This window comes from Mesorhizobium sp. P2_D5 (genome assembly GCF_056404355.1).
Genome location: NZ_JBFUEE010000002.1, coordinates 79,220 through 100,123 on the forward strand (window position 1 = coordinate 79,220; position 20,904 = coordinate 100,123).

14 protein-coding genes are annotated in these 20,904 nt (G+C 63.5%); 3 read left to right on the plus strand and 11 right to left on the minus strand.

The window, feature by feature from the left end; translation table 11 throughout:
• Positions 1–13: 13 nt before the first annotated feature.
• The 9 genes from AC1DYW_RS07345 to rocF all read right to left on the minus strand — a co-directional run bounded on the left by AC1DYW_RS07345 (position 14) and on the right by rocF (position 17,092).
• Positions 14–2,848, minus strand: a complete 2,835-nt coding sequence (locus tag AC1DYW_RS07345) for a leucine-rich repeat domain-containing protein (protein ID WP_477225644.1) — start codon at positions 2,846–2,848, stop codon at positions 14–16.
• A gap of 64 nt (positions 2,849–2,912) precedes the next feature.
• Positions 2,913–5,033: an RICIN domain-containing protein gene (locus tag AC1DYW_RS07350; RefSeq protein ID WP_477225645.1), complete on the minus strand. Its 2,121-nt coding sequence runs from the start codon at positions 5,031–5,033 to the stop codon at positions 2,913–2,915.
• A gap of 20 nt (positions 5,034–5,053) precedes the next feature.
• Entirely contained in the window at positions 5,054–7,099 is a 2,046-nt protein-coding gene (locus tag AC1DYW_RS07355) for a hypothetical protein (protein ID WP_477225646.1), read from the minus strand.
• Complete coding sequence (locus AC1DYW_RS07360; protein WP_477225647.1) at positions 7,096–8,436, minus strand: hypothetical protein; 1,341 nt, start codon at positions 8,434–8,436, stop codon at positions 7,096–7,098. Before AC1DYW_RS07360 ends, AC1DYW_RS07355 begins: the two co-directional genes overlap by 4 nt.
• Positions 8,433–12,281, minus strand: coding sequence for a coiled-coil domain-containing protein (locus AC1DYW_RS07365; RefSeq protein WP_477225648.1), 3,849 nt, complete (start codon positions 12,279–12,281; stop codon positions 8,433–8,435). The genes AC1DYW_RS07360 and AC1DYW_RS07365 overlap by 4 nt, the downstream gene beginning before the upstream one ends.
• Positions 12,278–13,606, minus strand: a complete 1,329-nt coding sequence (locus AC1DYW_RS07370; RefSeq protein ID WP_477225649.1) for a hypothetical protein — start codon at positions 13,604–13,606, stop codon at positions 12,278–12,280. Before AC1DYW_RS07370 ends, AC1DYW_RS07365 begins: the two co-directional genes overlap by 4 nt.
• Positions 13,603–14,733 (minus strand): hypothetical protein, encoded by a 1,131-nt coding sequence (locus AC1DYW_RS07375; RefSeq protein WP_477225650.1) that lies wholly within the window; start codon positions 14,731–14,733, stop codon positions 13,603–13,605. Before AC1DYW_RS07375 ends, AC1DYW_RS07370 begins: the two co-directional genes overlap by 4 nt.
• A 368-nt stretch (positions 14,734–15,101) precedes the next feature.
• Complete coding sequence (locus tag AC1DYW_RS07380) at positions 15,102–16,157, minus strand: ornithine cyclodeaminase (protein WP_477225651.1); 1,056 nt, start codon at positions 16,155–16,157, stop codon at positions 15,102–15,104.
• Between the two features lie 2 nt (positions 16,158–16,159).
• Complete coding sequence (gene rocF, locus AC1DYW_RS07385) at positions 16,160–17,092, minus strand: arginase (RefSeq protein WP_477225652.1); 933 nt, start codon at positions 17,090–17,092, stop codon at positions 16,160–16,162.
• A 132-nt stretch (positions 17,093–17,224) separates the two neighbouring features.
• Between rocF and AC1DYW_RS07390 the strand changes: the two genes are divergently transcribed.
• The 3 genes from AC1DYW_RS07390 (at position 17,225) to AC1DYW_RS07400 (ending at position 19,387) form a co-directional block, all read left to right on the plus strand.
• On the plus strand, positions 17,225–17,665 hold the full coding sequence (locus AC1DYW_RS07390) for an Lrp/AsnC family transcriptional regulator (protein WP_477225653.1): 441 nt from the start codon (positions 17,225–17,227) through the stop codon (positions 17,663–17,665).
• Positions 17,666–17,927: 262 nt separating this feature from the next.
• A complete protein-coding gene (locus AC1DYW_RS07395) occupies positions 17,928–18,650 on the plus strand; it encodes a glutathione binding-like protein (protein WP_477225654.1) in 723 nt (240 codons plus the stop codon).
• Positions 18,651–18,691: 41 nt separating this feature from the next.
• Positions 18,692–19,387 (plus strand): SDR family NAD(P)-dependent oxidoreductase, encoded by a 696-nt coding sequence (locus AC1DYW_RS07400; RefSeq protein ID WP_477225655.1) that lies wholly within the window; start codon positions 18,692–18,694, stop codon positions 19,385–19,387.
• Positions 19,388–19,428: 41 nt separating this feature from the next.
• Here AC1DYW_RS07400 and AC1DYW_RS07405 read toward each other — a convergent pair whose 3' ends face one another.
• Both AC1DYW_RS07405 and AC1DYW_RS07410 read right to left on the minus strand, forming a co-directional pair.
• On the minus strand, positions 19,429–20,229 hold the full coding sequence (locus AC1DYW_RS07405) for an SDR family oxidoreductase (RefSeq protein ID WP_477225656.1): 801 nt from the start codon (positions 20,227–20,229) through the stop codon (positions 19,429–19,431).
• A gap of 117 nt (positions 20,230–20,346) precedes the next feature.
• Positions 20,347–20,895 (minus strand): glutathione peroxidase, encoded by a 549-nt coding sequence (locus tag AC1DYW_RS07410; RefSeq protein WP_477225657.1) that lies wholly within the window; start codon positions 20,893–20,895, stop codon positions 20,347–20,349.
• Between the last annotated feature and the right edge of the window lie 9 nt (positions 20,896–20,904).

Consider the following 20,904-nt stretch of genomic DNA (forward strand, 5'->3'; position numbering starts at 1 on the left):
CCGGGTGCAGGCATTACTGGTGAATGAGCGGGCCCACGATGACGTGGGGCTGGAGCTGCAGGCAGCTGGGACGCGGACAGACGACCAAAGGCTGGACGGCAATTTCATCGAACACGTGAATATTGACGTCCAGGATGCGCGACGGCTCGCGCTTGCAGGCTTCGGCGACTTGTGGGGTGAGCGGCTGCGGGAACGAGCAGATCGGATTGTTGCCGAGATAGGATTTTCCGATCACCGGATGAACGTGAACGAAGTTCTCGATCCGGTTGCCTCGCAGATCGACGATCGACAGCGCCGGAAGCGAGCCGAGCGGCAGCGCATTGAAGACCCGGTTGTTGCGCAGATCGACATTCGACAACGCCGGCATGTTCGACAGATTGCCGACGTCGGTGATCTGATTGTCGTTCAGGTAGATGTATTTGAGCCCGCTCGAGCTGAAGCGCGGGATCGCCGACAGCCGGTTGGTGGCGAGGTTCAGTTTCTGGAGTCCCGTCAGCGAAGCGATCGGGGACGCGTCGGTGATCACATTGTCGAACAGGTTAAGTTCTCCCAGCGCCCGAAAATGGACCACGGGGTTGACGGCGATGATCGACTTCTTGTTCAGCGTCAGGCTGGTCAGTGACTGCGCCCAGTTCTGCGCAGCACTGCAATCGGCGCTATCGACGTGGTCGGCCTGCATGCGGCTGTCGAGCGCCGCCATGAAGCCTCGCGCGTCGCCGAGCGCGATCGAATCGAACCGGTAGACGATGCAGTATTCGGCGAAGCTGGCGTATTGCAGCGGCAGGTTGCGCATACCGGCGTCGTCGAGCAGCGGCAGGTCCGCCAACGGCGTCACGGATTGCACGTGTGTATTCGAGAAATAGAGCTTGGTCAGCTTGTTGAGCATCCCGATGCCGATCAGGTTCGACACGGGATTGCCGTCGATGCTCAGTTGTTCGAGGCGGCGCAGTTGCAGGACGCCCTGGATCGAGGGGATCTGGTTGTTGCGGATCCAAAGCTTCGTCAGCCCCGGTATCGCCGACAGCGCCGAGACGTCGGACAACTGGTTGTCGGACAGGTCGATGGAGGTGAGATTGGCCATCACCGGGAAGAGCGACACGCTGGTCAACCCGCGGTTCTTCGCGTCGGCGAACTGGCGTGAATTGAGATCGTCGTAGGCTTTGCCGCAGGCAGCCTTGCCCGAGATCGACAGCAGCGCATTCACTTCCGTGGCTTGCGCGGGAGTCAGAAAGTCAGTCTGGTTCCGCATCAAGCATGCCGACAGGAAGTCGGTCGCTTGCACGGGATTGTCGGAAAGATCGAGATTGATCAGGCCCGACAGCGCTGCCAGCGGCCTGACATTGACGATCGAATTCTTTGACAGGTTGAGTATGCCGAGGTTGGTCAGGCCGGCAAGCGGCGCGACGTCGGTGATAGCATTGCTCGACAGGTTGAGCGAGGTGAGTTGCGGCAAGGTCGCGAGCGGACGTAGGTCGCTGACGATCTTCGACGAAAGGTCGAGCGCCGTGGTCGCCAGCAGGTTGTTGCCGACCGCGGCGCACGTGCCGCCGCCCTCCAATTCGACCATGGCGCGGATGGTCTGCCCAAGCGGGGTCGCCGCGTCGCGATGCAGCACGCACAGGTCAACAAAGCTCTGCCCGCCGTCCGAGACGATTGGATTGCCGCTGAGGTTGATGGCCAGCGTCGAGGGGAAGCTGCCGAGATTGGCGAAGGTCTCGATCTTGTTGTTGGCGAGGTTGAGGCTGGTCAGGCCGCCGAGGGCGCTGAGCGGATCGAGCATGTCGCCTGTCAGTCCATTGTTGGCGATGGACAGTGTCGAGAGCGCCTGCAGGAATTGCAGCGGCTCGAGGCTGGCGATCTTGTTGTTGTCGAGCGTAAGGTTGGTGAGCAGCGCCAGCGCCGACAGGGCGCGGATGTCGATGATGTCGTTGTCGGAGACGTCGGCCCGCGTCAGCGCGATGAGCGGCGCCAGCGCGTTGATGTTGCCGACGTGATTGCCGGAAATGTCGAGGAAGGTCAGCGTTTTGAGCTTGGTCAGCGGCCCGAGGTCGGTGATCGAATTGTCGGCGATCGACAGGCTCGTGAGGTTCTTCAGCACCGCAATCGGCTCGATCGACTGCACGCCCTTGCCGTTCAGGTTGAGCGTTGTGATCGATTCCAGAAAGGCCTGTGCCGCGGCGCAGGCGGCCGGGTCGCCGAGCGCCGAGACCCCGCCGGGCGTTGAATCGAGAACCGCCATCACGGTCGCCGTCTCAGCCGGCGTGCGGTCACCCTTGACGCACCACTTTGCGAAGGTCGTCGGCTTGTCGACCAGCGGCGCGCCGGAGAGGCACGTGATGGTGTGGATCTTGCCGGCGAAGAACGGCGTTGGGTCGGCGTTCAGAGCCTGGTCGAGATTGAGCTTCAGCTCGGTGACCAGCGGCGCGCAGCTCGGAATGTAGAGCCGGTCGGAAAACGTCGTCGCGCCGAAGTCGGAGGGGAATTGCAGGTAGTAGACGAGGCCGCTGCCATTATCGTGCGCGAAAACCTTGATCGGATATGTGTCGCCCGACGGGCACAGCAGTGGATTGGCGGCGGGATCCGCGGCGACGATTGCGCTGTCGACGGCGGTCAGCACCTCCGAAGGAACCGTCGCGAACCCAAGGCCGCGGATCACCGCTTCCTCGTCCGCCTGATCCTTGCAGCGGATGCGGTAGCCGCGCCCGTCCGAGATAAGCAGCGGATAGTGCAGCCGGTTCGCCTCCAGCCCCGGATCCTCGAACAGCACAACCTTCGGCTCGTCCGCGCGGGCCGGCCCGGCGGCCACGAGCACGACCACAACAAGGAGCAATTGGGCGATGCGGTTCATCGGATCTCTCCTTTCGAGCTCAGGCTGATCGTTGCGGCTCAATCAGCCCGGGCGACTGGCAGCACTACCTCTCGTCCGCCGCCTTGATGGTCCAGTAGCCTGACGGATCGCGGTCGCAGGTGAACTGAAGGGCCGGGATGTTGTTCAAGTTGCTCACTCCGCCGGCAATGGTCAGGCACTTGCCCGTCTGGACGTTTTCCGCCTGAACACCGTCGCGCGTCTCGACCAGGTTCCAGCGGCGCGAAGGGTCGCTGTCACAGTTGAACTGCAAGGCCGGGATGTTGTTTTCGGTGCTGATCCCGCCGGCAATCGTCAGGCACTTGCCCGTCTGGGCGTTCGCCACCTGGAAGCCGTCGCCTGTCTCAACCAGCCTCCAGCGCTGCCATTGACTGCCGTTGCAGTCGAATTGCACCGTCGGTGCGTTGTTGTCGGTTCTTCCTTCCGCGACCGACAGGCACCTTTCGGTTTGCCTGTTCACCAGCATCACCTCGGGGTCAGCCGCCCGGATGCTCCAGAACCGCGACGGATGTCGGTCGCAGTTGAACTGGAGGGCAGGGACGTCGTCGTCGGTGCTCTCCCCGCCGGCAATTGTCAGGCATTTCCCGGTCTGCACGTTTTCAGCCTGGAAGCCGTCGCCGGTTGCGGTCAGCTTCCAATGTCGCGATGCGTCCCGGTCGCAGTCGAATTGGAGGGCAGGGACGTTGTTATCGGTGCTGACCCCGCCGGCAATCGTCAGGCATTTTCCGGTCCGTACGTTCTGCAGCTGAAAACCATCATCCGTCTCGACCAGTTTCCAGCGACGCCACTGGTCGCCGTCGCAATTGAACTGGACGGCCGGGGCGTTGTTGTCGAGGCGCCCCTCGGCCACAGCCAGGCACTTGCCGGTCTGCATGTTTGCCAGCACCACGTCGCCTTCCTTCACTGCCGTGATGCAGGCTTCAAAAATCTTGCCGGAGGCCACGGTCGATTGCTCCGGTCGACTGATGCAGACCGGATTGCCGTCCAGCGACGGATTGAATGGCAGGATGGCGCTGACGGATTGCGCCGTGGCCAAGCGGTTTGCGCGCAGGTTCGGAGCGGCGAGTTTGGTCAGGCTCATCAAGGGACGCGCATCCGTGATCCGGTTCTTCGACAGGTCAAGCGCGGTGAGCTCTTGCAGAAACCGTAGTGGCGACACGTCGACGATCTTGTTGCTGGCCAGAACCAGCCGGGTCAGCGCCCGTGCCGAGGCGAGCGGCCGTAGATCGGCGATCTGGTTGGAGCTGAGGTCGGCCTCGGCCAGATCCTTCATCGCCGCCGCCACGCTGATGTTGCTGATCCGATTGCGCGACAGATCGAGGAACGTAAGCTTGGTCAGCTTTTCCAGCTCGCGTATGTCGGTAATTTCATTGCCGGACAAGGTCAGGCTCGTCAGATGGGTAAGTGTCGCCAGCGGCTCGAGGTTTGTCAGCCGTCGCCCGGCCAGGTCGAGTGTCGTGCTCGACGCGAGAAAATCCTGTGCGCTTGCGCACGCCACCGGATTGCCAAGGGCCGCGGCGCCGCCGGGTGTCAGGTCGAGCAGTTCCTCGACCGTCGTCTGCTGGGCCGGATCAAGGTCATCCTTGATGCACCAACTGGCGAAGGTCGTCGTCCTTCCGACAACCGGCGGCCCCGCAACGCATGCGATGGTATGGACCTTTCCGGCGAAGAATGGGGTCGGGTCGGCGTTGATCGCCTGATTGAGGTCGAGCTTCAGTCCCTCGACCAAAGGCCCGCAGCCGGGAATGTAGAGTTGGTCGGAAAGGGATGGCGAACCGAAATCGGTCGGGAACTGCAGATAGTAGACGATGCCGCTGCCGCCATCATGCGCAAAGACCTTGATCGGGTAGTTCTCGCCGGATGGACACAACAGCGGATTGGCGGCTGGGTCGGCCGCGATGACTGCGTTGTCGACGACGGTCAGCACTTGCGAGGGGACGGTGGCGAAGCCCAGTCCGCGGATCACCGCTTCCTCGTCTGCCTGGTCGTTGCAGCGGATGCGGTAGCCGCGACCTTCGGAGATGAGCAGCGGATAGTGCAAGCGCGTGGCGTTCAGCGTCGGGTCTTCCAACAGGACGACCTTTGGTTCCTCGGCCCGGGCCGGACCGGCATGGATCACCGCGAGCAGCGCCAGCAGGTGGAGCAGCGATCGGGCGATACGGTTCATCTGCCAATCCTCCTTCCGCTCTATTCGACGAGGCTGAAGCGGCCCGGCCCGCAGGCCCGGCTGGTATTGTCGTGTGCGATGTCGTTGCCCGGCAGCAGGAAACTGGCGCTGGAGGCGCTGTCGGCGAAACTGACCGCGCAGCGGAAGCCGGACACCGTCGAGGTGGTGAAATTCGCCGACGAACCGCGCTCGAGCTGGATAGCGGAGCCGACCGCAAGGCCGGCTGCCGTCGGCGCCAGCCCGTCCGAGCGACCCGCCACGACCGCCCCGCGCAACACCAGCGGATTGGCTGCGGCGATGTCGGTGAAGTCCATCCGCATCAGGCTGTCGGAAGTGAGCACCGCGCCGAAACGCGCGCGCACGAGGGTGGAGCGGACCGGCGCCTGGGCCGAGATCAGCAGCCGGGCCCGAACGCCCTGGATCGCCAGCATGTCTGCTTCAACTCTGAGCCCTCGCGCATAAAGGTCGGCCAGGCACAGCGACGCGCCGCGCGCCATCGGTGACAGTCCGTCCGCCACGGTGCCGATGGTCACATCGTCGAGCGCGACCGCGCCGTTTTGGGCGATCACGGCGACGACCTCATCGGTCGTTTGATCGGCCGCCCGCGCCAGATCGATCCGCTCGAGTTCGAGCCGAGGCAACCCGTCCGCGACGATGATCACCCCGGTCGCGGACAGGATGCATGAGGACGTGCCGGCCGGCACCCGGTTGGCGGTGCCGACGAGCCGCGTGCGGGCGACGCCGGGGGCCGGCGCCATGTGCACCGTCTTGAACGGCAATCCCTTCAGGATCAGCGTCTGCGGCGTCTTGAGCGATGCGGGCAGTTCGAGCCTGAGATTCGTCCGCCCGGCGCAATCGCCCTCGGATGAGAATTGCGCCATCGTCAGCGTACCGCCATCATTGACGCGGCGAACGCAGGTATCGCTGGCCGACCCCCGACAGTCGAAGCCGGTACCCGGCGGCGGAGTGGCGGTCAGCGCGCGATCTGTCTCGCCCATCCAGTCGCCAATGCCGGGTGCGGACAGGCCGAGCGCCGATGTCAGAAGCGGGCAGCCCGTGAAGGACAGCGTGCGCCCTTCCGCGAAGGTCCAGTCCAGCCGCGTATTGCCGAGGGGGTCGAGCGAGGTGATGGACAGGCCAGCGGACAGCGGCGACAGGCCGAGGTCGATGCCGGGCTGCGCGAAGGCCGCGTGCTCGCGCTGATAGCCATCGCAATTCGACAGACACAGGTCAACGAAGGGCGCCGAACGAAGCGCCGCCACAGCGTCGGCGCCGAGCAGGGTTACCCCCTCGGCCTCGGCGATGCCGAAGAATGCCCGCAGCTTCGTCTCCGCCGCTTCCGCTGCGGCCACATCGGCGATGACGTCGCGCGTCGCCTTGCCGTCCAGGCGCGCAATCGGCAGGTAGGAGGGCTGCGCGCCTTCGCCTGGCGGCGTGTAGCGCACGACATAGACCGTGTCTCCGATGCTTTCGGCGCTGAGGAAGGTTTCGAACCGGTGCAGGCTCCAACGGGCCACGCTCGCCGCCGCTATGTCCGATGGACCGCCGAGATCGCCGCGCCCGCAATCGAGTACGAACGGTGTCCCGACGTCGGGCGGTGCGGCGAAACCCTGGAGCACGCCCGGCAGTTGCAGCCGCTCGCGGATGGCAAGTGCCGCCTTGATCTCGGCGCAGGCAGTGGGCACGGCGAAATAGCCGGTGCCCGAGGGGGAAGGCAGATAGTAGTTGCCGGATGCTTCGACATCGGCCCAGATCGCGGTCGTCGCCGGCCAGTCGATATTGAATGCCGTCCCGGGGCATGGCAGCCGCGGCTGCGTCCCAAAACTGTTTTCAGTTTGAAGCTTGGCGAGCGTCGCCTCCGAGACTAGCGCGGTGTCAGCCAGGTGCAGCAACCTTTTCGCCTGGCCCGGGCTGGAGCAGCCGGCAAGTTCCACCGCCTTGCCGTCGAAAAGCGCGACATAGACGTCGTTGTTCTGGTCGGTGACGAAAGCGGCAAGCTGCGGCTCGGCGCGGGCCACTGACGTGCCCGCGAGAACCAGGGTGAGCAACACGACCGCCTGTCTCATCTCAATTCGCTCAAGCAGCTTGCGGCGCGGGCGGGGTCCATATTGACCTCGGTCATCAAAGGATCGAGGCCGGCTGACTGGCACAGCGCCTTGACCGTGATCGAATGCGGCCCTTGGAAATCGACCGTAAGAGTTCCATTGGTGATCTGCCCGTTCTGGCCGACACACAGCGGGTTGTTGGCAAGCGCCGGCCGACGGCAGGTCCGGATGACGTCGGCCATCGCGCGGCGGTTGGTCAGTTCGCAGAAATAGATGCGGCAGAAGGCGGCGACCGCGGCGCGGTTCTCGGTGTCGGCATTGATGATGCGCTTGATGTCACCGACCAGCGCGCTCGCCTTGGCCTCGAAGGCGAGGCCGTCGACGCGCGTCTTCTCGCCCGCGATCTCGCCCGATCGTTCGGTGATCTTCGGCATCAGGTTGATGTTTTCCGAGGTTATGAACAGCCCGCCCTTCCACCGGTCGAACTCGTCGAGGATCGAGGTCGCCCTCAGGATCGCCTCGCGGTAGGCGTTGTAGATCGGCCCCATCTTTGTGTCGCGCGCCGCTTCGTAGACCTGGTTCAATGCGGCGTATTCCTTGTTCACTGTGTCGGCGCCCGCCTTGATGTCATCGATGCCGGCGCGCGAACTCTGCACCAGGCCCTCGGCTCGTTTCAGCTTGCGCGAAAACATCGCGGTGATCGGGCTCTCGACGCTGGCGAAGTAGCTCTCGATGACTTTGCCGGCGGCCCCGTCGGCGAAGGCATCGATCTCGGTGTCGGACAGATTGGAGATCAGGCCGCACTGGGCGTCGAAATCGGCGCTCAAGGGCCCGGCCTGGCAGGCGCTCATCTCGGCCAGCCTCTGGTCGAGCGTTCGGTTCGAAGCGAGCCCGTCGGCATATTCGAACAGCGCATGGTTCCATTCGATCGCGTTCAGGTCGGCCTGGCTGTGCCGCCGGTCGCGGCAGAACAGCGTCTGCTCCATCCGGTTCTGGTTGCCGGAAGCCCGGTAGGCGTCGAGGTGACGCGTAGCCTCGGCGCAGGTCGCCAAGCCTGAAATCAGCCCGGCGAGTTGCTGGTGGACGGGCGGCAGTCCGCGTGTCTGCGCCTCCCGCATCAGGTTCGCCGCACGTTCGCTGTCGCTCGGACTGCGGGCCGGGCGGTGGAAGACGCAGAGGCCTTGCTCGAAGGTCTTCAGCGTGCCGTCCGGAATGGCCGGCCCCTCGCAGTTGGGAGCGTCGAGAACGCGCGATTCGATCGTATAGCCGGCGAGATTGTCGACGAAGAGGTCGCGCGCGGCCGCTCCCGTCGCGCTGAGCGCCAGACCGAGCGCTGCTGTGGCGACGACGGCTCTCATGGCGCGCTCGCGAAGATGAAATAGAGGGTGAACACGGCGCCGTCGAACGGGCAGTCGCTCGGCTGCAGCGACAGCCGGTAGGAGCCGATCAGCGGCGCGCCGAGATAAGGCAGGATCAGGCTGGTGTCGTTCGATGGTCCGGGCGCGCGCGGGAATTTGCGCGCCTGGTAGCGATCCTGCACCCAGTAGCGGATGATCCGGCTGATCTCGTCGCCACTGTCGGCCTGGTTGAAGAAGGTCTGCAACGCGACGCGCTCCGGCCCGACCGAAATGTCTGCGCGGACCTCGCTCGACCCCTTGGTCAGCGGCTTGAAGATGAAGCCGCTGCCGCGGTGTTGCAGGGCGAAGCGGTTCCACTGCGCCCCCGTGCACTGGTAGTCGGTGCCGGCGAAGACATCGATCAGGGTCAGGTTCTTGCGCTCGCGGAATTTGTTGGGCGCCCACAGCGCGAAATAGCCGTTTGCCTTCATCAGCGCGTCGGTCGACGCGAAAGGGGAAACCTCGAACTCGACATTCTCGTCGAGCGCCAGCTTGCGGGCGAAACCTGAATTGGCGGGCACGACGATCTGGGCGACATCGATGTTGATCTGCCGCTCGTCGAAGAAGCGCTTGGCAACGATGTCGTCGATCATCGCCTGGAGCTGGGTTGCGTTGCGCACATAGACCGCGGGCACTGTCGCCGCGTCGCCGGTGAAGGCCTGCACCACTTCAAAGCGGCGCCGCATCAGGTGCATCAGCCGGTTGGCGGTCTCGAGCACGCGCCGCTTGGTCACCAGATATTCGGGAATGCCCTTCATCAGGTCGGCGATGGTGTCCTGGGTCGCGATGAACAGATTCTTGCGCGTCGCCGGATCGTCGATCTGGGTGACGAGCTTGGTCATGTCCTCCTGCTGCTTTGTCACCTCGGCCTGAACGTTGCTCTGGAACTTCAGGATGCTGTCCTGCAGCGCGCGGCTCTTCAGACCAAGATCCTTGGCCTGGTTCAGTCCCGCGACGAGTCCCTCGGTGTTGCCACGCGACTGCGTGATGCGCTGCTCGACGAAGGCGAGTTCGGCATCGTTCAGCGCCAGCATCTTGTCCTTCTGCCGGTCGCGCAGTTCGTTGATCAGGTTGGTCGAGGCATTTGATTCCTCGGCGAGGCCTGTCACTGTCGTCTGCGCGGCGCGGACGCGGTCGATGCGGCCGTTGGTTGCCGCGACCAGTTCGGCGACACGTGCATTGTCCTGGTTGAGCTGGGCTTCCGACAGGGACAGCTTGTCGAGTTCGAGATTGAGGATCGCGATCTCGTTGGTCAGCCGGTCGATCGTGCGCTGCTGGTCCGTAATCTGGAAACTCAGCATGTCGTTCTCGCGCGCCTGAAGGTCGAGCCCGGCGAGGATGCGTTCGTGGTCGGACTTGAGCCGCGCCACCTGCTCGTCGATGCTGAGATCCTGGCTCTGGCAGTCAACCGCCGCCATCGAGCCCTGTAGCGCCAATTCCTTGATCTCCTGCGCCCCTTGCGCCAACCGGCCGGCCAATTGGAAATGCGTGTCGACCAGCGCCCTTGCTTTGAGCGCCTTGTCGAGATCGAGTTGGCCAATCGCCTGGCGGAGCTGCGTGAGGCGCTGTTTCAGCGCGTTGATTTCATTAATATTCGCCTGAGTGATCTGGCCGGTGGTGATGATCGTCGACAGAATGGATTGGGCCGCTTCCAAGGCCGCCCTGATCGGTTTGGCGACGTCCACGACAGTCGCGACGCCGCTGCCCAAACCGCAGGCGCAGGTGATGATTTCGGGCACCGCGGCGCCGATCGAGTATGCACCTTGCACCGAAGTCAGGATGACCTGCGCGGCCTGTGTGGTGCCGTTGAACGCGACGAACCAGGCGATCACTTCCGACAACTGGCCGTCGACCTGGTCACGCGCCTCCTCGAGGTCCGCCTTCCTCTTCGCATAGAGGTCCCTCTCGGCTTCGTAGAGTTTCTTGGCGAAGTCCGTTTCCGTCTGGGAAAAAGAACCGCAATCGACGTTCGCAAGTTCCTGCGGCAGCGGGATGTTCGATGTGATCATCTGCTGGTCGGCGATCAGCGGCTCGACATCGGCGAAGTCGGCGCTGCCGATGACGCACTTCATCAGGAACGCTTTCGCTTGTGTCTGCGAGTTCAAGAGCTGGGCCCTGAGGCCCGACTGACCGTCCGGCCCGCACATCTGGGCAACGTATTGGTTGCGCGTGAAGGCCGGCGTCACGGTCTGGCATGCCTGTTCGCCCGCGAGCAGCGGCGTGAACGGATGGTCGGCCGTATCTCCGATCAGGGCGAGTTGATTCTCGATGCCGCAAAGCTGCTCGCGGTCGACGGCCCGGCGGCGCTGATAGAGGTCGGTCTGGCGCAGTTGCAGTTCGGTGATTGTGTCGTTGGCGCGGGCGATCGCGCCCTGGTTGTTGGCGATCTGGGTTTGAAGGATCTGCCGCTGGCGAACCGCCTGTTCGAGCTGGTTGGCGTTGCGCTCGGTCTGGCGGGCATACTCGGTGATCTGGCTCTCGAGCGAGGAAATCTGCAGATCGAGGTTCATCTGCGTCATTTCCCAGTTCAGCAGCCAGCGCAGTTCGTTGCGCCGCTCGACCTCTGCCTCCTTGGAGAGGACGATGAGGTCGAGTTCCTGCCTGTCATTGATCTGGCGGCGCTGGTTTTCGAACTCGGCTATCTTGGTACCGAGCTCGATCTCCAGCGATCTGATCTGCTGGCGATAGCCGAACGTGTCCTTCTCGGCGTCGACCGCGTTGATCTCTTGCTGGACAGTGGTGGCGAAGGTCTGCGCCTCGTGCTCCAGCTTGCCGATCTTGTGGGCGATAAGGTTGACTTCCTGGCTGCGGATCGTCCGCTCCTCGTCGAGCGCGCGCGTCGCTTCGCCTTCCTTGTTGGCGTACCACCGCTCGACCAGCGCCTCGACATTGCGCTCGACCTCGGTCAACCGCTGCTCGCTCTCGGCCAGGGCCTCCTGCAGGTCCTCGAACGGGATCGTCGTGAACTGCATCGGGTCGATGTTGAGGAAGAGGAAGCCCTTGCGCACGCTGTCCATGCGCGCATCGAGGTCGCTCTGCTGCAGCAGCAGGTCGGCGCGCAGGTCGTCGTAGGTGGACTCGCCCGGAATATCCATCTGCGTCTCGACCAGCACCCACATCGCGGCCTCGTAATTGGTGTAGGCCTTGGAGAGGTTGGGTTGGCTGTCGAGGCCAGCGCCTCCGACGGCGCCCAGCGTATCGTTGACAAGGAAGTCGAGCGCCTTGACGCGTGCCTCCGAGACGGTCTGGTACCAAACGTCGCCGGTGTTCATCAGCAGCTGGATCTTCAGCGAGGACAGCGCCGTCAGCTGCCGCACGAAGGTGCGGTAACTCGCATCTGCTCCCGCCGCGGTGCCCTGGTCACCGCCTTGTTGTCGGGCCAGAATGCGAAGACCCCGGTCGACGATCTCGATGCCTTGCCGGCCGAATTCCTGCGCCGCTTGCGGCGAGACGGGCGTATCGTTGCGGCTGACGCCGCTCGCCGACGACAGGAAGGGCATGTCGGCGGCGAGGAACAGGCGATAGCGTCCAAGTTGCAGGTGGCAGTCGAAATCGCACACGATCGCCAGTCGTCCGGTCGTCTCGTCGCCGCAGGTCGTCAGGAACTGTTCGAGTTCGGTGGCGACTTCACCCATGTATTTCACGTCGGCGCGGAAATTGGCGATCTTGAGCAGCGTCGTCAGTTGGCCGGCATGGCCGGCCGCCGCGTCGACGTCGAGCGCCATGCAGTCCTGCCCGCGCGCCATTCCCGCAGCGCCGAAAACGATGCTGGCGACCAGTCCGCAAAGCAGGAAGAACCGTCTCATGGTTGCCCCGTCGACAGAAAGACCTCGGAAATCTGGCGCACGTGCCGGGCGAGTTCGGCCATCTGCGCCTTGGAAAGCGATGGATTCTGGAACCGCCCGACCACCGCCCGGGCATGGTTGATGCAGTCCTCGTAAGGGCCGTTGATCGTCGCGGTCAGCGCGCCAGTGTCGAGCGTGAGGTCGAGCCTCGAATACGCTCCGGCCAATCCTGCGCAGGAAGAAAGCTCGGCGGTGATCGCCGGATCGTCGACGACGTGCGCGAGGCCGGAGAGAGCCGTCATGACGCCTTCGATCTGCCCGACGATCTGCGTCATCCTTGCCTTGCCGTCTTCGAACTCCTTCAGCGATTCCGGCTGGTTGAGGCTGGAGAGGTCGACGGCCTGCAGCGTGGCGATCGTCTCTGCTGCCTTCAGCTGATCCTCCTTGACGAGCACCATGTTGGCCTGTGCGTTGCCGAGCACACGCTCCAGCTCCATCACCTCGGCCGACTTGATCGACACGTCCATCTCGTTGACCAGCGACTGGTATTCGGTCGAAGCGGCGTTCATCAGGTTGAGCGTGTCGTCGACCTTCGTTCTGACCGCCTTGACGATCTGCGCGCGCACCCGCGTCTCGATCAGGCCGGTCGTCTCGGCGCGCCCGCGTACCGGCTTGACCGAACAGACCAGTTTCGCCAGCGCGTCCGAACCAAGCCGTGCACGCACCGCCTCGACGATCGGGAACAGCGGACGCCAGGCCGCTGGCAACGAATCCAGACTGGCGCCCGACAAAGGCCCGGCATTGATCTCGTTCATCCGCGTCAGGTGCCGGCATTTCTCCGGCAAGTCGGCCCCGGAGAAGTAAAGCCGCCCGGTAATCAGATAGGCCTCGACGGCGGCGGCGTATTGTCGGCCGACGAGCGCGGCGAGCTCTTCGGCGCTATCGGTCGAGATTGGGGCGAAGAAGCGGTAGCGGCTGAGGTAGATCTCTGACCATGCGAGCCTTCGCATCAGCACCGAGGCGTCATCGGCCGAAAGCGGGATGATCGGGAAACCGACGCTGCGGCTGCCGCCAGAGGAACCCGACGCCTCGCCGACCACCTCGCCGGTGAAGGGCAAGCCGAAATCTGGCTGCGTCGCCTCGTGGCTTGGTTCGACGGCGGCAGGACCGGGCGCAAGTAGGCTGAACCGGGTGGCCTCGGGCGTTGCGTTGGAGAGCGTCGCGTTCCAGAAACCGTCGAGTTTCTCCGATGTGTAAGCCCGCTCCAGGATCGATCCGGCGCTGGCCGCGCCGGCCAGGACGCAACTGACAATCACGGACAACGCGATGGCTCGGAGGGTTGTCATCGGCAGTACCACACCCTGTCGGCAGCGCCTGCCTGGGCGCAGATGCCGGTGGCCGCGCCGTGCGCCTTCCAGTCCGCCTTTACCTTGGCGAGATCGTTGAATGCGCCTTGGGCGGCGTTGTCGGCATGAACCTCGGCGTCCAGCCGCCAGAAGGGCTTTGCCGGATCGGTCGGCAGCAGCACCCCGATCATGTTGATGTGGAAGGCGGAGACCTTGAGAAAATCCTCGGCGCTGGCGACCGTGTTGCGATTGAGATTGGCGTATTGCTCTGGCGTGACGTTGCCCAGTGCCCGCTTGAATTCTCCCTCCGACACTTCGACCGAGCGCAACATCTGCGTCGTCTTCGCAGCCAGGCCGTCGAGGATCGAGGTGTTGGCGACCAGCGTCGCGCCCGCCCCGGTCACCGGTCCGAAGATATCAGCGAAAATGACGCGGATCGCCTTCAGGTGCGTTTCGGCCGACTTGATCTCGACGCGGCGCAGGGCGATGCCCGTCTCGAGATCGGACGCCCGACTGACGAAGCTTCTCAGCGCCAATTGCAGCGTGTCGAACGAGGAACGAGCTTCCGGCGGCGGCTGCAGGAACACCGAGCGTGCATAGCGCACGGCCTCGCTACGGGCGATGTCCTCGACGGTGGCGCGTGTCAGCGCCGATTCCGGGCAGCCGGTGACGTCGCCGAGGTCGGTCAGCATCTGCGCGGCATGATAGATTTGATCCATCTGTCGCATCGTGCCGAACGAGCCGCTGGTGGTGAACTCGGCCTCGACGCCGGACAGGTAGTCGGTCAGGTATTCGCGCGCGAACTTCACCATCTCGCACTGCACGCCGGCGGCGCGCTCGCGGATGTGGCGGCCGTAAAACGATGCGCCGACGAAGTATTTCTGGTCGGGCGTCGGTTCGAACCGCTCGACGAAGAGCGACTGGATAACGGTATCATATTCGCCGCACGCATATGTGCGCTCGAGGCATGCGGAGTCGGTCTGCAGGTCGCACTGTGACAGCGCCTGGCCGCACATTTGCTGAGCTGCGGCAAGGTTAATTCCTTCGCCGTAGACAAGGAGGGCTGCCAAGACGATCGCTGGATTGAAGACGTATCTCTTCAGCAAGGCGAGCAGAAGAAAATGCACGAAAGCCCCCCGGCCACCGAAGGGGCAGCCTCATCGCTCTTTACAGGCAATATCTTTGCAAGATCAATTTTGTATTGGATCGTTACAGCGAGGATCGGCCACAAAAAGTGTAGCTAACTCAAAGTCAACTTCGCCGAATAACGCATTTATAGAATGTAAACTAAAACGGATTGGCGACCAATGCACCTGGTTTTTGGCTTCCGTAACGGAAATTTGCGCCAAAGTATCGACGCGGTTAACGGATCGTAAAGAATTGTCTTTCGTGCCTTCGATCCAGTTCCCTGAACGTCTAAACTTATGTTCAAACGTAAGAGGAAATCTGGCTCGGCTGGTAAGGCAAAGACCGGCTGTTCTCGGGACGAGCCCCGTTATGCTGCCGGCTGCATGGCGGCCCGCAGCAGCATGCCGAACAGATCTCGCGGTTCGTCCGGATCGGCCAGCAGGTCGAGCTCCTCATAGAGGCCAGTCGCTTGCAGCTGGTCACGCACATAGCGCAGCGCCGAAAAATCTTCGATTGCGAAGCCGACGGAATCGAACAGCGTGATCTGCTTGGCGTCTCGGCGGCCTTGGGTCTTGGCGGCAATCACTTGCCAGAGCTCGGTCACCGGATGGTCGGGATTCAGCTGCTGGATCTCGCCCTCGATGCGTGTCTGGGGCGGGAACTCGACGAAGATGTCCGAGCGCAGCAGGATGTCCCTGTGCAGTTCGGTCTTGCCGGGGCAGTCGCCGCCGACGGCGTTGATGTGGACGCCGGAGCCGACCATGTTGTCGGTGAGAATGGTGGCGCACTGCTTGTCTGCGGTAACGGTCGTGATGATCCCGGCACCTTCGACCGCCTCCTGTCCGGTTTCGCAGATGGTGATGTCAAATCCCATCCCAGCCAGGTTCTTGGCGCATTTGCGCGAGGCGGACCGGTCGATGTCGTACAGCCTCAGCCGGTCGACGCCGGTCAGCGCCTTGAAGGCGATCGCCTGGAATTCCGACTGCGCGCCATTGCCGATGATGGCCATGGTGCGCGCGCCGCTCGGTGCCAGATACTTGGCCGCGACAGCGGACGTGGCGGCGGTGCGCAGGGCAGTCAGGATGGTCATTTCCGTGAGCAGCATCGGATAGCCGCTGCCGACATCGGCGAGTACGCCGAAGGCCGTGACCGTCTGCAGACCCTGGCGCATGTTCTTCGGATGGCCGTTGACATATTTGAAGCCATAGAGGCGACCATCGCTTGTCGGCATCAACTCGATGACGCCGTCATGGCTGTGCGAGGCGATGCGCGGCGTCTTGTCGAACAGGTCCCAGCGACGGAAGTCTTCCTCGATGTAGCCAGCGAGTTCGGTCAGGAAGCGCTCGACACCGATGACATTCACCAGCTTCATCATGCGGTCGACGCTGACGAAGGGGACGATGTTCAGCTTTGCCGTGGTCATGATCAAAAGCTCCCGGAATGGCTGCGGGTCGGCCGGTCCATGATGCGGCGGCCCATCAGGCTCGCGGTCAGGTCGACCATCAGCGTCGCGGTGCGGCCACGCTCGTCCAGAAAAGGATTCAACTCGACCAGGTCCAGGCTGGAGACGAGGCCGCTGTCGGACAGCATCTCCATCACCAGATGCGCCTCACGGAACGTCGCGCCTCCCGGAACCGTGGTGCCGACTGCGGGCGCGATCGACGGGTCGAGGAAATCAACGTCGAGACTGACATGCAGCAGCCCGTTTTCATCAGACACCCGCGCCAGGAAGGCGCGCAGCAGCGGCGCGATGCCATGCTCGTCGATGGCGCGCATGTCGTGCACGGTCACGCCCGCCTGGTTGAGCGCGCTGCGCTCGGCCGGGTCGACACTGCGCAGGCCCATTGTGCAGATACGCATGGGATCGACCGCTGCTGGTAGATCCGGAAAATAGCCGTGGAAACCCGGCTGGCCGCTGGCGTAAGCGAGCGGAACGCCGTGCAGATTACCGCTGGCGGTGGTGTCGAGCGTGTGGAAGTCCGGGTGCGCGTCGAGCCACAGCACGAACAGCGGCCGCCCGGTCTCAGCGGCGCGGCGGGCGAGACCCGACACGGTCCCGGCCGAGATCGAGTGGTCGCCGCCGAGAAAGATCGGCATGGCGTCCTCGCTCGCCGCGTAGGCGGCCGCGGCAATGGCGGATGTCCACGCCGATATTTCGGGCAGGGCCTTCAGCGCCAGATTGCCATGCGAAATGCGTCTCGCCGGCATCGCCTGTACGGCGCCCATATCCTCGACAGCGTGGCCGAGGCCGGACAGCACTTCAACAAGTCCGGCGGTCCTCAGGGCGCTCGGCCCCATTTCGCAGCCCATTCTGCCAGCGCCGTCCTGCACCGGTGCCCCGACGATTTTGCAACGCATTGTTTTTCCCACGGCCAAGTTCGAATGCCGCGAGAGAACCATGGCGAGCCGGCGATATGAACAGGTAGAATTGGCAATTCGAAATGCATTGTTTATCGTATTGGCAGCAGAACTGGTCAAAATGGTAAGCTGGTGGATTCACTGGACGAACGGCTCGTAACCTTGCTGCGGCATGACGCGCGGCGCAGCGTGTCGGATCTCGCCGTCGATCTCGGCGTCTCGCGCGCCACGGTCAGGGCGCGTATGGAGCGCCTGGAACGGTCCGGCGACATCATCGGGTACACGGTGGTGCTGCGCGCCGACGCCGTCGATCAGCGCATCCGCGGTATCATGCTCATCGAGATCGAGGGCCATGCCGCCGACCGCGTGGTCCGGGCGCTGGGCGGCTTCCCGGAAGTCTCGACCATCCACACCACCAATGGCCGGTGGGATCTGGTGGTCGAACTCGGGACGGCATCACTGACAGATTTCGATGCTGTGCTACGGCGCATCCGATTGATTGCCGGCATAACGGGCAGCGAAACAAGCCTGCTCCTGGCCACGCCGCGCACCACGCGAGCACGACTAACGTAAGCAATTTGTCCATTATCCGGCATCAGGCTGACGGTGTTTATTCCGGCGTAGGCGGCGCTGGTGCCGTAGCTGCCCGCGGGCCACGGTCAAGCGCGTCCTGACGCTTGCTCAGCCTCCGTCCTCGTACAGACAATTTTTCCTCAAAATCGTGCATCCGTAGATCGTCGCTTCGTGAACCGGAACCCGATTTCGTCTAGCTTGCTTCATGAGCGAATGGCGCGAAGCTGATGCCGCTTCCCCAACAGTGCAGGCAGGACGCAGCATGATCGATCTCTATTACTGGCCGACGCCCAACGGCAAAAAAATCTCGATCTTCCTGGAAGAGACAGGCACGCCTTACGCACTGAAGCCTGTGGACATCTCACATGGTGACCAGTTCACGCCTGAATACCTAAAGCTCAACCCCAACCACCGCATGCCGGCCATCGTCGATACCGAACCGAAAGACGGCGGCGCGCCCGTCGGCGTGTTCGAGTCCGGCGCGATCCTGTTCTATCTTGCGGAGAAGACCGGCAAGCTCTGGCCGCAGGACCTGCGCACCAAGTACGATGTCGCGCAGTGGGTGATATGGCAGATGGCCAACCAGGGGCCGAAGCTGGGCGAAGCGGGTCATTTCCGCAGGCTGGGCGACAGGGAAGGCGACCAGTCCTATGCGCTACGCCGCTTCACCGACGAAGCAAACCGGCTCTACGGCGTCCTCAATATGCGACTTCGCGATCGCCGCTACCTTGCAGGTGAAGACTTCACCATCGCCGATATCATCAGCTATCCCTGGACCGTCAACTGGCAGGCACAGGGCCAGGACATCAATGAGTTCAGGCATTTCAAACGCTGGTTCGAGGAGGTCGGCGCGCGCCCGGGCGTGCAGCGTGGCCTGGCGGTGGGCGCGGACCTGTCAACCGACCAGAGCAAGCTTACCCCGGAGGAACAGTCCCACATCCGAAAGATCCTTTACAACCAGCGAGCTATTCATCTGCCTGACTGAGGGCTTATCCCCATCACAAAGGCGCAACGTCGGAGAGAACCATGACAAGCAAAGTTGCCGTTATCGCAGGCGTGGGGTCCGGCCTTGGCGCCTCGTTGGCGAGGGTATTCAGCAGCCAAGGATTCAAGCTGGTGCTGGCGGCGCGCAATGTTGCGAAGCTCGACGCGCTTGCCACCGAGACCGGGGCCGAGGTGATCTCAACCGACGTGTCGGACCCGGCATCGGTGGAAAACCTGTTCCGTGCGGTGGATGGCGTCGGCCCGCTCTCGCTGGCGATCTTCAATGCGGCCGGCCGCGTGCGCGGCGGCATTGCCGATCTCGATCCGGAGGAGGTGAAAAGAGCACTGCTCGTGGGTGCCTATGGCGGCTTTCTGTTCGGTCAGCAAGCAGCACGTCGGTTGCAGGCCGCGGGCGCCGGATCGATCCTGTTCACGGGAGCCACGGCCAGCGTCAAGGGCTTTGCCAATTCCGCCGGTTTCGCAATGCCGAAGTTTGGTCTGCGTGGGCTGGCGCAGTCGATGGCGCGCGAGCTTGCGCCAAAGAACATCCATGTGGCGCATTTCGTCATCGATGGCGGCATAGCATCCAGCGACCCGGGGCGGTCGCCAGACTCGACCCCGCCCGACCGTTGGCTTTCGCCGGGCGCGATCGCCGAAGCCTATCTCGCGATCCATCAGCAGCATCGAAGCGCCTGGACGTGGGAGATTGAATTGCGGCCTTGGGTGGAGAATTTTTGATGCACAATTAGCCGACTGCAACAGCCGCCGGCCGTTGCCGGCTAATAGTGTATCGGCCCCTTGACCCCGCCGCCGCATGCGATCGCGTCGCCGTTGATGGCAACGCTTCGCGGCGAAGCGAGGAATGCAACGACGTCGGCGATCTCGGCCATATCGACGAGGCGACCGATGGTGACATTGGCGGCAAGACGCTGTTCGATCTCCTCGGGCGAAACGCCTGCCGAAGCCGCGCGGGCGGCGACCAGGGGAGCGGTCTTTTCGGTGCGGGTCAGGCCAGGATGGACCACCGTCACGTTGATCCCCTTGGGGCCCAATTCGTCGGCAAGGTTCTTGGTCAGGGCAGAGACGGCAACATTGCGGATCGAGCCGATGATCGAGCCGGTCTGGCGCGCTGCGAGGCCGCTTATGTTGATAATTCGGCCCCAGCCCGCGGCAGCCATGTGAGGAGCAGCCTCGCGCGCCATGCGAAGATAGCCCATCACCTTGACATTCACGTCATCCCAGAACAGGTCGTCGGTGATCTCGGCCAGTTTCGGCGGCGGCGCCTGCCCGCCCGGTTTGGCCGCGGCGTTGACCAGAATGTCGAGGCCGCCGAGCGCCGCGACCGTTGCGGCCACCAGCGCTCTGACCGAGCTGTCGTCCTGCGTGTCGACGGTCAGTCCGACGATCTTGCGTCCGGTCTCGGCAGCCAGTTCGCGCGCGGCAATGTCCACATCGGCAACGTTGCGTGCGGCGATGACGAGATCGACGCCTTCCAGGGCCAATTGCCGGGCGATGGCACGACCAATTCCCTTGCTGCCGCCGGTGACCAGGGCGCGTTTTCCGTCCAGTTGCAGATCCATGGCCTACTCTCCTCGGGTTAGATGGCTGGCTTTACCACTGAAGCTGCAACGCAGCGGTGCCAAGAACCTTGCAGCACGCAGCCATGGAAGGGCCGCACCAGCAGGCTGTATCTTGCGTCACACCGCCAGGAGCTTGCGGAGAGGGCCGACGATCGCCTCGTCCTGCGGCTCGGTTTCGGAGCCAAAGCGGGCGACAACGATCCCCTTGCGGTCGACCAGAAACTTCTCGAAGTTCCAACTCACCTCGTCGGGTCCGGGCGCGGCACCTTTCCCCGCCATCCGGGCCGCCAGCGTGCTACCCGGTTGGAAGACAGCCTTCGGCAGCGCCTCGATCAACGCTCGATAGAGCGGATGCTTCTGTGGTCCCTTGACTACGATCTTGGCGAACACAGGGAATTCGACACCATAGGTCAGCCGGCAGAATTCCTGGATTTCGGCGTCGGTGCCCGGTTCCTGGCCGGCGAAGTCATTGGCCGGAAAGCCGAGCACCACCAGGCCACGCTCGCGATACGATGCGTAAAGCGCCTCCAGGCCATCATACTGCTTGGTGTAGCCGCATTTGGAGGCGACGTTGACGATCAGCAGGACGCTGTCGGCATATGCACGAAGGCTTGTGGTAGAGCCGTCGGCGCGGCTGAACGGAATATCGTAGATCGAGGCGGTCATATGCAAAAG

Coding starts and splice junctions, on each gene's coding strand:
- AC1DYW_RS07345 (WP_477225644.1), bottom strand. CDS start 2,848: ATGAACCGCATCGCCCAATTGCTCCTTGTTGTGGTCGTGCTCGTGGCC.
- AC1DYW_RS07350 (WP_477225645.1), bottom strand. CDS start 5,033: ATGAACCGTATCGCCCGATCGCTGCTCCACCTGCTGGCGCTGCTCGCG.
- AC1DYW_RS07355 (WP_477225646.1), bottom strand. CDS start 7,099: ATGAGACAGGCGGTCGTGTTGCTCACCCTGGTTCTCGCGGGCACGTCA.
- AC1DYW_RS07360 (WP_477225647.1), bottom strand. CDS start 8,436: ATGAGAGCCGTCGTCGCCACAGCAGCGCTCGGTCTGGCGCTCAGCGCG.
- AC1DYW_RS07365 (WP_477225648.1), bottom strand. CDS start 12,281: ATGAGACGGTTCTTCCTGCTTTGCGGACTGGTCGCCAGCATCGTTTTC.
- AC1DYW_RS07370 (WP_477225649.1), bottom strand. CDS start 13,606: ATGACAACCCTCCGAGCCATCGCGTTGTCCGTGATTGTCAGTTGCGTC.
- AC1DYW_RS07380 (WP_477225651.1), bottom strand. CDS start 16,157: ATGACCACGGCAAAGCTGAACATCGTCCCCTTCGTCAGCGTCGACCGC.
- rocF (WP_477225652.1), bottom strand. CDS start 17,092: ATGCGTTGCAAAATCGTCGGGGCACCGGTGCAGGACGGCGCTGGCAGA.
- AC1DYW_RS07395 (WP_477225654.1), top strand. CDS start 17,928: ATGATCGATCTCTATTACTGGCCGACGCCCAACGGCAAAAAAATCTCG.
- AC1DYW_RS07400 (WP_477225655.1), top strand. CDS start 18,692: ATGACAAGCAAAGTTGCCGTTATCGCAGGCGTGGGGTCCGGCCTTGGC.
- AC1DYW_RS07405 (WP_477225656.1), bottom strand. CDS start 20,229: ATGGATCTGCAACTGGACGGAAAACGCGCCCTGGTCACCGGCGGCAGC.
- AC1DYW_RS07410 (WP_477225657.1), bottom strand. CDS start 20,895: ATGACCGCCTCGATCTACGATATTCCGTTCAGCCGCGCCGACGGCTCT.